General features: G+C 74.2%; 8 protein-coding genes. 4 read left to right on the top strand and 4 right to left on the bottom strand.

Annotated elements, in window-relative coordinates; genetic code table 11:
• The first annotated feature begins 190 nt into the window (after nucleotides 1-190).
• The 3 genes from QL983_RS07465 (at nucleotide 191) to QL983_RS07455 (ending at nucleotide 3,968) form a co-directional block, all read left to right on the top strand.
• Nucleotides 191-1,147: a PAC2 family protein gene (locus QL983_RS07465; protein ID WP_036314094.1), complete on the top strand. Its 957-nt coding sequence runs from the start codon at nucleotides 191-193 to the stop codon at nucleotides 1,145-1,147.
• Nucleotides 1,148-1,183: 36 nt separating this feature from the next.
• Nucleotides 1,184-2,242 carry a DUF4192 domain-containing protein gene (locus tag QL983_RS07460; RefSeq protein WP_012750911.1) on the top strand — a complete coding sequence of 353 codons (1,059 nt, stop codon included), beginning with the start codon at nucleotides 1,184-1,186 and terminating at the stop codon, nucleotides 2,240-2,242.
• Nucleotides 2,243-2,402: 160 nt separating this feature from the next.
• Nucleotides 2,403-3,968 carry an RNA polymerase sigma factor gene (locus tag QL983_RS07455; RefSeq protein WP_205805457.1) on the top strand — a complete coding sequence of 522 codons (1,566 nt, stop codon included), beginning with the start codon at nucleotides 2,403-2,405 and terminating at the stop codon, nucleotides 3,966-3,968.
• 65 nt (nucleotides 3,969-4,033) lie between these two features.
• Here the strand turns inward: QL983_RS07455 and QL983_RS07450 are convergent, their stop codons facing one another.
• Nucleotides 4,034-4,243: a hypothetical protein gene (locus QL983_RS07450; protein WP_002858172.1), complete on the bottom strand. Its 210-nt coding sequence runs from the start codon at nucleotides 4,241-4,243 to the stop codon at nucleotides 4,034-4,036.
• Nucleotides 4,244-4,495: 252 nt separating this feature from the next.
• Here QL983_RS07450 and QL983_RS07445 point away from each other — a divergent pair, with 252 nt between their 5' ends.
• Complete coding sequence (locus tag QL983_RS07445) at nucleotides 4,496-6,601, top strand: DNA topoisomerase IV subunit B (RefSeq protein ID WP_036314098.1); 2,106 nt, start codon at nucleotides 4,496-4,498, stop codon at nucleotides 6,599-6,601.
• Nucleotides 6,602-6,743: 142 nt separating this feature from the next.
• On the opposite strand, the gene QL983_RS07440 is transcribed toward QL983_RS07445, so the two are convergent.
• Genes QL983_RS07440 through QL983_RS07430 form a run of 3 tightly spaced genes read right to left on the bottom strand, consistent with a single transcriptional unit; the run spans nucleotide 6,744 to nucleotide 11,800 of the window.
• Nucleotides 6,744-7,817, bottom strand: a complete 1,074-nt coding sequence (locus tag QL983_RS07440; protein WP_230297440.1) for an NAD-dependent epimerase/dehydratase family protein — start codon at nucleotides 7,815-7,817, stop codon at nucleotides 6,744-6,746.
• Nucleotides 7,814-10,750, bottom strand: coding sequence for an alpha/beta fold hydrolase (locus QL983_RS07435; protein WP_230297439.1), 2,937 nt, complete (start codon nucleotides 10,748-10,750; stop codon nucleotides 7,814-7,816). The genes QL983_RS07440 and QL983_RS07435 overlap by 4 nt, the downstream gene beginning before the upstream one ends.
• 18 nt (nucleotides 10,751-10,768) lie before the next feature.
• Nucleotides 10,769-11,800, bottom strand: coding sequence for a 3-oxoacyl-ACP synthase III (locus tag QL983_RS07430; RefSeq protein ID WP_060973490.1), 1,032 nt, complete (start codon nucleotides 11,798-11,800; stop codon nucleotides 10,769-10,771).
• Nucleotide 11,801 lies beyond the last annotated feature (1 nt).

Genomic DNA, 11,801 nt, shown 5'->3' with positions numbered 1-11,801 from the left:
TGGGCCGGGCCGTCCCGCGTCATCCTAGTCAGAGGGCTCGCGCGCCCGTCCAGGGCGCGCGGGCGCGGAATAGGAGGGTGCCGTGCCGTGGTTGACTGACGCCAGAGGACAGGGAGGGATGTGCGTCCGTCGCCATCCGGGCGGCGGGGACGACTCTCCCGCAGACGGACCACCGGAAGGGGAACGAGACGTGCAGGACGCCGCGCCGCTGTACACCCGTCATGAGGGGGCGCCCGTGCCCCCCGGCCTGGGCATGCTCGTGGCCCTGACCGGGCACATGGACGCGGGCCGGGTCGCTCGGCAGGTGCGGGCCGCGCTGCACGAGCACCTGACCCATCGGACCGTCGTCTCCTTCGACGTCGACTCGATGTTCGACTACCGCGCCCGGCGTCCCCGGCTCCGGTTCGACCGGGACCGCTACCGTGATCTGCGCCTGCCCGCGCTCGAGGTGCAGCTGGTCGAGGACCTGCTCGGCCACCCCTTCCTGCTGCTGTCCGGCCCCGAGCCGGACTTCCGGTGGCAGGCGGTGACGGAGGCCGTGCTCGGCCTCGCGCAGGAGTGGGAGGTGGACTCGCTCACCTTCCTCGACGCGGCCCCGCTGCCCGTGCCGCACACGCGGCGGCTCGGGGTCACGACGCACGGGTCCCGCGCCGACGCCGTCGAGGGGCTGTCCACCTGGAGCCCGGAGGCGGACATCGTCGCGGGGCTGCTGCAGATGCTCGAGCTGCGCGCCGAGGAGGCGGACCTGCCGACGGCGGGCTACACCGTCCATGTGCCGCACTACGTGGCCGAGGCGTCCTTCCCCCAGGCGGCCGTGGCCGCGCTCGAGTACGCGGGGGCCGCCATGGGGCTCATGCTGCCCTCGGACGACCTGCGAGACGCCTCGCGGGACATCGAGGCCGAGCTGGAGCGCCAGGTCTCCGGGTCCGGGGAGATCCAGCAGATGATCGCCGGCCTGGAGCGCAACTACGACCAGAACGCCGAGGACCAGGAGCGGTCGTTGCTCGAGACCGAGCAGGGCCTGCCCGACGGCGACGAACTCGCCTCCGCCGTCGAGGCGTACCTCGCCGCGCGGGACGCCGGCGGCGGGTCCGCTCCTGCACAGGAGGACGGACCCGGCCGTCCGTCCACCGACGACGGGGACTGATTCCACCGCGGGGGCCCGGTCGGCGAGGGTGGCGGCATGGAAGCCCCCACCTCGCTCGACGCCCCCGTCCTGCCGGCCCGCGGCCCGGAGGACCTGCTCGCCTACGTCGGCCACGCCCTCGGGCGGTTGCCCGAGGACAGCCTCGTCCTCCTCACCCTGCACGACGGGCGCCTGCGCGCTGTGGTGCGGGTCGATCTGCCTCCCGAGGAGGTCGACGTCGACGCTTGGGCCTGCGCCGTGGCCGAGGTGTGCCGGCGGGACGCGGCAGCGGACGCGACGCTCTGCCTCGCGTTGCCGGACGGCGCCCGAGCCACGCTGACCCGTCCCGGCTGGGCCGCGGCGCTCGACGACGCCCTGGCGTCCGCGGGTCGCCCCCTGGCCGCGGCCTGGACGTGCGCGCACGGACGGGCGCGCCCCTGGTGGGGGAGCAGCATCGCCGAGGAGGGCACCCTCGACCCCCGAGCCGCGCCGCTGTCCCTGCACCTGATGACCCGCGGTTCGGTCTGGGACCGCGCGGCGGTGTCCGACCCGGTCCCGCGTCGTGGTCCCGCCGCGGCCCGGCCCGACGACGCGCGGTGGCGGCCGCCCGAGCAGGACGCGCCCCCGGCACGCCGCGCGTGGCTGGCGCAGTGGGAGCCGGTGCTGACCGGCACGGCGCGTGGCCGCGGTGCGCCCGCACCCGCCGTGCTGGGCTCGCCGCTGACGCGTCCGGCCTGGCGCGACGGCCTGCTGCTCCATGCCGCCGCGCCGTCCGGCGCGGCCACGGGGGATCCGGGGGACGAGGAACGGATCCTCACCGCGGCCTCGCGCCGGGCGCCGGCCTGGGACCGGCTGGACGCCCTGCGGGCGGGGCTGCGCGCGCTCGTGCCCGTCGCGACGCCGGCCGTGGCGGCTCAGGCCCTGGCACTGGCCGGGTGGGTCGGCTGGGCCCGCGGCCACGGCTCCGACGCGGACGCCCACCTGACCGCGGCGGCGGCGCTGAGTCCCGGCGACCCGTTCGTCTCCGTCCTGCGACGCATCGTGGCCGCGGGGTGCGTCGCAGGCTGGGCGACCGACCCGGCCACCGCGTGGCGGCCCGACGGTGGCCGCCCATGAGAGAATGATGCGGCTTCACGACGGCACGGCCGACCGCAGCCCGTTTCCCGGGTTCGGAATAGATCGGTCTCAGCCGTCGTTGGCACTCACGGACCCTGCAGTCGGCGGGCCCGGACGACGTCGGTCGTCCGAGGCCGCGACTTGACAGGGTCACGTGTCTATGGACTGCAAGGATCCGCGGGTGGCCGCGGACGAGACGGAAAGGCCTCGAGTGACCACTTCGACGACCAGCGGTGTGCAGGACGGCAAGGAGACCACTGCCTCCGAGGCCACGACCACGCGCACCCGCTCCACGGCAGCCAAGAAGTCGGCAGCCAAGAAGTCGGCAGCCACGAAGAGCGCCACGACCAAGGGCGCCACGACGCGGACGACCGCGACGAAGTCGGCGGCGACCAAGACCGCTGCCACGCCGACGGCCAAGAAGAAGGCGACCCGGAAGCCCACCGCGGCCAAGACCACCGCCACGGCCAAGACCACCGCCGCGAAGAAGACCGCCACGACCGGGGGCAAGAAGGCCACCGCGTCCGCCGCCTCCGCCGAGCAGGCCGAGGACGACGAGGAGCTCGTCCAGGCGCGCGAGCGCACCGAGGCCGCGGACGCCGTCGAGGAGGACGTGGTGGCGGACGAGACCGCCACCGAAGACTCTGATGATGAGGACGCGGACGGCTCGGACGCTCCGGAGCGTCCGGCGATGGACGCGGAGGCCGTGACCGGCACGACGGCCGCCACAGGCCAGAAGGTGGCCCAGTCCAAGGGCGCGTTCGTCATGGACGACTCCGAGGACGACGCCCCGGTGCAGCAGGTGGTCGTGGCGGGCGCCACGGCGGACCCGGTGAAGGACTACCTGAAGCAGATCGGCAAGGTCGCCCTGCTCAACGCCGAGCAGGAGGTGGACCTGGCCATGCGCATCGAGGCCGGCCTCTACGCCGAGCACGTCGTGCAGCACGAGGCCTCCGACGACTACCGCGAGCGCCGGGACATCCAGCTGATCATCGCGGACGGGCGCAAGGCCAAGAACCACCTGCTCGAGGCCAACCTGCGTCTGGTGGTCTCCCTGGCCAAGCGCTACACCGGTCGCGGCATGCTGTTCCTGGACCTCATCCAGGAGGGCAACCTCGGCCTGATCCGCGCCGTCGAGAAGTTCGACTACACCAAGGGCTTCAAGTTCTCCACGTATGCCACGTGGTGGATCCGTCAGGCCATCACCCGCGCCATGGCGGACCAGGCCCGCACCATCCGCATCCCGGTGCACATGGTGGAGGTCATCAACAAGCTGGCCCGCGTGCAGCGGCAGATGCTCCAGGACCTCGGCCGCGAGCCCACCCCGGAGGAGCTGGCCAAGGAGCTGGACATGACCCCGGAGAAGGTCGTGGAGGTGCAGAAGTACGGCCGCGAGCCCATCTCCCTGCACACCCCGCTCGGCGAGGACGGCGACTCCGAGTTCGGCGACCTGATCGAGGACTCCGAGGCCGTGGTGCCCGCGGACGCCGTCTCCTTCACGCTGCTCCAGGAGCAGCTGCACTCGGTGCTGGACACCCTTTCCGAGCGCGAGGCCGGCGTCGTCGCCATGCGCTTCGGCCTGACCGACGGCCAGCCCAAGACGCTGGACGAGATCGGCAAGGTCTACGGAGTGACACGAGAGCGCATCCGCCAGATCGAGTCGAAGACCATGTCCAAGCTGCGTCACCCCTCCCGCTCGCAGGTGCTCCGGGACTACCTGGACTGAGTCGGAGCGGCATGATGAAGGGCCGGACCCCCGCGGGGGTCCGGCCCTTCGTCATGCCGGGCGCGTCAGGCGCCGGCGGTGAGGCGGTCCGTCTCGTCCTGCCACAGCGCGGCCTGGGGACGCAGCGCGTCCTCGACGGCGCGGGCGTGGTGGGCGCAGAACTGGAGGGCACCGCCCGAGTGCAGCACGGCGCGGACGTAGGCCTGCGCGCCGCAGCGGTCGCAGCGGTCGGAACGGGTGAGGGCGGCCGGCTCGGCCACGGCGGTGATGGACATGGTGTCCTCCTCGGGTCTCTCGGGGCTGGAGGGCGACGACGCCGGTGGGGCGGGTCGGTCCTCCTCTTGTCCCATGGAACAGCAAGGATGGCAGGGAACTTCCCCGCGCGCCCGCCCCGCACCCGCGTTTCGCCACCCGCGTACGCAAGCAGCCGGGCCGGGCTGCCCAGGGACGTCCGGCCCGAACCCTGGCGTGTCCGGCCCGCGGAGTAGGCTGGACCGGCCGCCGTCGTCCACCGAAAGGCCCGCCCCGTGCCCGCGAACACCGAGTACAACGCCCGCCACCTCTCCGTGCTGGAGGGGCTCGAGGCCGTCCGCAAGCGGCCGGGCATGTACATCGGCTCCACCGATTCCCGCGGCCTCATGCACTGCCTCTGGGAGATCATCGACAACTCGGTGGACGAGGCTCTGGCCGGCTTCGGGCAGTCGATCGAGATCACCCTGCATCCGGACGGCTCCGTCGAGGTCGAGGACAACGGGCGCGGCATCCCCGTGGACGTGGAGCCGCGCACCGGCCTGTCCGGTGTCGAGGTGGTGTTCACCAAGCTCCACGCCGGCGGCAAGTTCGGCGGCGGTTCCTACGCCGCCTCGGGTGGCCTGCACGGCGTGGGCGCGTCGGTGGTCAATGCCCTGTCCTCGCGCCTGGACGTGCAGGTGCTGCGCGGCGGCAAGGTCCACCAGATGTCGTTCCGGCGCGGCGAGCCGGGCCGCTTCCAGGACGGGTCGCGCCCGTCGCCGGCCGCCCCGTTCGAGCCGTCCACGGACGCCTCGCCGCTGGACGTCGTCGGGAAGGCCAAGCGCGGGCAGACCGGCACGCGCGTGCGCTACTGGGCGGACGAGCAGATCTTCGTGAAGGACGCGACGTTCTCCGCCGAGGAGCTCCAGGCGCGGGCGCGCCAGACCGCCTACCTGATCCCGGGCCTGCGGATCACAGTCAAGGACCTGCGCCGCCGACCCGGCACGCCCGGCGCCGACGGCCCGGTCGAGGAGGTCTTCCAGTACGACGGCGGCATCTCCGAGTTCGTGGAGCACCTCACGCCCGCCACCCCGGTGACGGACGTGTGGCGGATCCAGGGCTCCGGCACCTTCAAGGAGCGGGTCCCGGTGCTCGGCGAGGACGGGCGCACCTCCATGCAGGATGTGCAGCGCACGTGCGAGGTGGACGTCGCCCTGCGCTGGGACGTCGGCTACGACACCGTGTTCCGGTCCTTCGTGAACATCATCGCCACGCCCAAGGGCGGCACCCACCAGTCCGGGTTCGAGGCGGCACTGCTGAAGGTGTTCCGGGCCCAGGTGGAGGCCAACGCGCGCCGGCTCAAGGCCGGGTCGGACAAGGTGGAGAAGGACGACGTGCTGGCCGGCATGACCGCCGTCCTGACGGTGCGGCTCGCCGAGCCGCAGTTCGAGGGGCAGACCAAGGAGATCCTCGGCACCTCCGCGGTGCGGCGGATCGTCTCCCAAGTGGTGGAGAAGCAGCTGACCGCCCGCCTCACCTCCACGGCCCGCGCCCAGAAGCAGCAGGTGCACACGCTGCTGGAGAAGGTCGTCGCCGAGATGAAGTCGCGCATCTCCGCGCGCACCCACAAGGAGAACCAGCGGCGCAAGAACGCCCTGGAGACCTCGACGATGCCGGCCAAGCTGGCGGACTGCCGCAGCAACGACGTCGCCTCCTCCGAGCTGTTCATCGTCGAGGGCGACTCGGCGCTCGGCACCGCCAAGCTGGCCCGGTCCTCCGACTTCCAGGCCCTGCTGCCGATCCGGGGCAAGATCCTGAACGTGCAGAAGGCCTCCGTCTCGGACATCCTGGCCAACGCCGAGTGCGCGGCGCTGATCCAGGTCGTCGGGGGCGGCGCGGGGCGCAGCTTCGACCTGGATGCGGCCCGCTACGGCAAGGTCGTGCTGATGACAGACGCGGACGTGGACGGTGCCCACATCCGCACCCTCCTGCTGACGCTCTTCTTCCGCTACATGCGGCCCATGGTCGAGGCCGGGCGCGTGTACGCGGCCGTCCCGCCGCTGCACCGGATCGAGGCGGTGACCCGCGGCGTCAAGGAACGCGAGGTCATCTACACGTACTCGGAGCAGGAGCTCCACGCGACGCTCGCCCGCCTGGAGCGGGAGGGCCGCTCGTACCGCGAGCCGATCCAGCGCTACAAGGGCCTGGGCGAGATGGACGCGGACCAGCTGGCCGAGACCACCATGGACCCGCGCCACCGCATGCTCCGCCGCGTGAACATCGCCGAGGTGGAGGCCGCCGAGCGCGTCTTCGACCTGCTCATGGGCTCCGCGGTGGCCCCGCGCAAGGACTTCATCGTCTCCCACGCCGACGAGCTGGACCGCGAGCGCATCGACGCCTGACCCCCCACTTTCGTTCGGGAAACGGCGGCCCCAGGAGCGTCGTCGTTCGGGAAACGGCGGGCACCGAGGCGACGGCGGCGCAGTCGCCGCCGTTTCCCGAACGAAAGCCCTGGGCGGGCGCCCGTGCCGACCGCGGCGGACGTCAGCGGTCGCGGTAGTACGCCGCGACGCGGTGCAGGCCCTCGTCGATGCTCACGGTCGGCGTCCACGCGAGGACCTCCCGGGTGCGCCGCTGGTCGAACCAGTGGGCGGTCGAGAGCTGCTCGGCGAGGAACTCGGTCAGCGGCGGCTCGCCGTCGTCGGAGCCCACGCCCCGGGACCGCAGCCCGAACAGGTCCCGCTCCCACGCCCGCTCGATCAGGGCGCCGGCGCGCCGGGCCAGGCCCGCCGGGACGCGGCGCTCGGGCTCCGCGGCACCGCCCGCCAGCGCGATCTGGCGGATCAGCTCACCGACCGGTCGCGGCTCGCCGTTGGTGACCACGAGGGCCTCGCCGTGGTGCACGTCCGCCGCGGACAGGGCCGCCACCACGGCCTCGACGGCGTTGGCCGTGTACAGCGTGTCGACCAGGGGAGCGCCCGTGCCGAGCACGGGCATCCGCCCGGCCCGCGCACGCTGCACGATCCGGTCGGTGAGCTGCAGGTCCCCGGGCCCCCACATCAGGTGGGGGCGCAGCACGAGGACGCGGAAGTCGTCGCGGTCGGCGGCCAGGGCCAGACGCTCGCCCGCCGCCTTCGTGCGGGCGTAGGGCCCGCGCGCGTGCTCGGGGCTGGCGGCTCCGGCGCCCTCACCGACGATGGAGTCGCCGGCGTGCGCCACGGAGGGGGAGGAGACGTGGACGAAGCGTCGCACGCCGTGGCGCTGCGCGGCGTGCAGCAGGATGCGCGTGCCCTCGACGTTCACGGCCTCGTACTCGTGCTCGGGGCCGGACACGGACACCTTCGCGGCCACGTGCACCACGGTGTCCGCGCCGGTCAGGGCCTCCTCGACGGCGGCCGGGTCGGTCACGGACCCGCGCACGTCCCGCGCACCGGGCACGCCCGAGGGGCGCCGCTGCAGGGTGGTCACGTCGTTGCCGGCATCGGCGAGCACCCGGGCGACGCCCGCACCCAGCAGCCCCGAGGCGCCGGTCACCAGGACGCGGCGCGACGCGAGGCGCTCGACGAGGTCGGGCATCCCGGCGGCGTCGAGGTCGACGTCGTAGCCGAAGCCGCTCACAGCGCACCCACCTTCCCGCCGGCGAGCACGGCCTCCGCCCAGTCGGCCACCCGGGCGCGGTCGATCTTGGAGTTGTGCCGGATGTCCGTGGGGATCTCATCGGCCACGAGCACCGCGGCCACCGGCAGCGGCTCGAGGGCCGCGCGCACGGCGGAGGCCAGCGCGGTCGGGGCGAGGCCCTGCTTGGGCCGGCCGTCCCGGTGGTGACCCGGGCGCCGCGCCGGGCGCGTGGCCGGCACGGCCGCCTCCACGACGACGACCACGGCCTGCGTGCCCCGGGGCCCGACGCCGACGACGGCGCTGCGTCGCACCGGCCCGAGCGCGTCGACGGTCTTCTCGGGCCCACCCGGACCGACCGGGCCCTCGGGCGTGGTGATCACGTGCTGGAGCCGACCCTCGAGCCAGACGCGGCCCTCGGCGTCGAAGTGGCCGACGTCGGCGGTGCGGTGCCATACCCGGCCGTCCCGCCGCCACAGCCCGTCGCGCTTGCTCTGCTGGTCGGTGTGCCAGAGCGCGTCGTAGCGGTCCTTCAGGTGGGGGGCGCTGACCACGATCTCGCCGAGGACGCCGTGGCCCCGCGCGGGGTCGAGGATGACGTCCTCGGCGCTGCCGTCCTCGAGCAGCGGCGCGATGGCCAGGGACACCGTGGGCAGCGCGGAGCCCACGCAGACGCCCTCGTCGTCGGCGGCGCGCAGGCGCTGCACCTCGGCGCCGTCGATGTCCGTGAGCAGCAGCCCCTCGGTCATGCCCCACGGCGTGTGGACCCGGGCGTTCGGCATCAGGTCCGAGACCTGACGCATCAGCTGCGGGTGCACGGGGGCGCCGGCCGAGAGCACGAGACGCACGGCGTCGAGCGCCTCGCGCTGGGGAGCGTCGAGGCCGTCGGCGGTCGCGACCACGTTCGCCAGGGCGGCGGGGGAGGCGAACAGCACGCTCGACTGCCCGGCGATCGCGGCGTCGGCCAGCTTCTGCGCGGTGAGGGTGGCTGGCTGGGTGACATCCATGTCCGGGGAGACGGACGCGGCGCCGAGGGCGGGTCCGAGCAGCGCGAACGGGGCGAAGCCGGCCAGCAGGGAGCCGCCCGGGCGGATGCCCAGGGTGCGGGAGATCAGCGCCACGAGGCGGCCCAGCCGCTCGTGCGTGTACACGACGCCCTTGGCCGGGCCCGTGGAGCCGGACGTGAACAGCACCGCGGCGTCCGCGTCCAGGGCGGGCTCGGGCAGCACGGTGCCGTACTCGTCGACGGCGTCGCCCGTGGCCGGGTCGCGGTGGCGGTCCACCATCGCGTAGAGCGAGTCGGAGACGTCGAGCAGGCGGCGCTGGGCGGCGCCCGGCTCGGTCACGGAGATCCGGGTGCCCGGCCAGGACTGGGCGCGGGCCAGCGTCAGACCGGGGGTGCGGCCGATGATCCAGCGGGGGCGGGCCGACTTCATCGCCCGGGTCATGCCCTTGACCCCGAGGCCCTGGTCCGCCACCACGGCGACGGCGCCCACGCGCAGCACGGCGTACAGGGCCGCCGACAGGTCGCGACCCGGCGGCACGAGCATGGCGACCCGGTCGCCCGGTCGCATGCCCGCGGCCCACAGCCCGGTGGCGATGGCCGAGACCATCTCCTGCAGCTCGCCCCAGGTGACCGCCACGGGTCGGCGGGCGGTGCCCACGAGCGAGCGGCCGGCCTGGGCGCCGGCCATGTCCACCAGTGCGGTGTACTCGCGGTGGTCCGAGCCGGGGGCACCCCAGTCGCGCAGGTGGTCCCAGAGCCGGACCATGCCGGGCTCGCGGGCTCCGGGCTCCTCCCCGAGGTCCACCTCCAGGCCCGGGTCGGCGGCCGCGTCGGCGGTGGCGTGCGGGACGGGGCCCGGCAGCCCCGAGGCGGGGTCGGAGAGCTGGCCGGCGCGCAGCAGCTGGGCCCACTGCAGCAGGGGCGCGGTGATGTCGCGGTCGTCCACGAGCAGGTGCCCCGCCTGCTCGTAGCGGTGCACGCGCGCGTGGGGCAGGCGGTCGCGGAGGTCGTCGAGGTAGCGGTCCAGGAAGACCGGGTCGTCGGCGCCCCACAGGATCAGGGCGGGCACCTCGGTGCGGCCCAGGGCGGCGAGGTCCTCGCCCACCCGCTGCAGTTCGGGATGGCTGCCGTGGCCGGGGTCGGCCGGGATGTCCGCGACGAAGCCGCCGACGCCGCCGCGTCGGGCCGCCGTGTCGTAGGGCAGGTGGTAGGCCGCCCGGGTCTCGCGGTCGAGGGCCGGGGTGGCGAGGGAGGTCGTCACGGAGAGGAAGGCGTCCGTGGTGACGGTGGAGGCCGGCAGGACGGGCCCGGCGAGGGCGGCCTGCAGCGGGGCGGGGATCGGCGCCCCCTCGGGCTGGTGGACCGCGGTGTTCAGGGTCGCGACGCCGGCCACCAGCTCCGGATGACGCGCCGCCCAGCCGAGGGACACGACGCCGCCCCAGTCGTGGCCGAGCGTGATCAGCGGGTGGCCGGTGGCCGCCAGGTCGCGCAGCCCGAGGGCCGCCAGCAGCGCGTCCAGGTCGGCGATGCGGCCGCCCAGCGTGCGGTAGGTGTCGCCCGCGCGGCCCATCGACGCGGCGGACGGCGAGCCCGCGTGCGCGAGGCGCTCGGAGAAGCCCATGTCCAGCTGGTCCGGCGCCACGACGCGCCACGCCGCCATGCCCCGGCGTGCCCGGCGCACGGTCTCCGCGAGCAGGGAGCGCCACAGCCAGGACCACGTCGGATTGCCGTGCACCGCGACGATCGTGCCGACGATCTCCGCCCCGGCCGCCGCGAGCACGGGACCGGTGTCCGCCACGTGCAGCGTCCGCACGGTCCCCTCCGGGTCCGCGGCGGAGCGGATCTCCACGAGGCGGGACCACGCCGGGTCCCAGCCGGGCAGTCGGTCGGCCGGCGGCAGGGCGGCGGGGGCGGCGGGGATCTGGGGCATGGCTCTGGCTCCTTCAGTTCACCATTCGATCTCGAGCATCGCGGTGTTCAGACCCGAGCCCACGCCCAGGCAGACCACCGTGTCCCCGTCCTCCAGGGTGTCCATCTCCCGCACGAGGGTGATGGGCAGCGACGCCGGGCCGACGTTGCCCAGCGTGGGGAACGTCGTCGGGATGCGCGCCGGGTCCAGGTGGGCGGACTCCGCGATCGCGTCGGTGTGCATCTGCGAGACCTGGTGGGTGATGAACCGGTCGGCCTCCGGCCACGCCCACTCCGCCGGGACGTCGTGCCACGCGTCCATCACGAGTTCGAGACCGTCCTTGAGCAGGGCGGTGGAGTCGGTGTACATGCCGTGGTGGTCGCCCACGCACAGGCCGTGGTGGTCGGTGCCGGCGCGGGTGATCCCGCGGACGATCCGGTGGGCGTCCGGGTGGTCCTCGATGCGGCCGACGACAGCGGCGGCGGCCCCGGAGCCCAGCGTCAGGGACGCGAACTGCTCCATGAAGTTGCCGCGGTGCGTGGTCTCGGCGTGCAGGTTGGCCACGGTGGCGGCCTGCACCTTCGAGGCGTCCTCCGCGGCGACCACGACCGCGTAGTCGATCTGGCCGGCGTCCACGAGGGTGGAGGCGAGCATGAGGCCGTTGACGAACCCGAGGCACGCGTTCGTGATGTCGAAGTTGGTCGCCGAGGTCGGCAGCCCCATGAGGTGATGGATCCGCACGGCCACGGAGGGCTCGAGTGTGGCCCGGGTGACCGACGTGTTCACGAGCAGGCCCACCCGCTCCCGGGGGACGCCGGCCTGCTCCAGGGCCGCGACGCCGGCGCGGGCGGCGGCCTCCTGGAAGTCCTCGGTCTCGTCCCAGTTCCGTCGGCTGCGCACACCGGCCACCCGCTCCAGGAGGGAGCCGGGCAGGCGCAGGCGGGTGAGCACCTCCGCCAGCTGGTCGTCGAGGTCCCGCGAGGTGACTTCGACGGGGGCCTCCACCTCGGTGACCGCCAGGAGGGCGGCGCGGGAGTACTCGTAGCTGGCGTTGCCGGACACGTTCGTCACC

It is taken from the genome of Micrococcus sp. APC 4021 (assembly GCF_030407635.1).
In the GTDB taxonomy this organism is placed as follows: domain Bacteria; phylum Actinomycetota; class Actinomycetes; order Actinomycetales; family Micrococcaceae; genus Micrococcus; species Micrococcus luteus.
This window is presented reverse-complemented; position numbering and strand designations above follow the sequence as displayed.

Excerpts from the sequence above, each read along its gene's own strand:
- QL983_RS07435 (WP_230297439.1), bottom strand. The coding sequence starts at position 10,750 with ATGCCCCAGATCCCCGCCGCCCCCGCCGCCCTGCCGCCGGCCGACCGA.
- QL983_RS07455 (WP_205805457.1), top strand. The coding sequence starts at position 2,403 with ATGGACTGCAAGGATCCGCGGGTGGCCGCGGACGAGACGGAAAGGCCT.
- QL983_RS07450 (WP_002858172.1), bottom strand. The coding sequence starts at position 4,243 with ATGTCCATCACCGCCGTGGCCGAGCCGGCCGCCCTCACCCGTTCCGAC.
- QL983_RS07460 (WP_012750911.1), top strand. The coding sequence starts at position 1,184 with ATGGAAGCCCCCACCTCGCTCGACGCCCCCGTCCTGCCGGCCCGCGGC.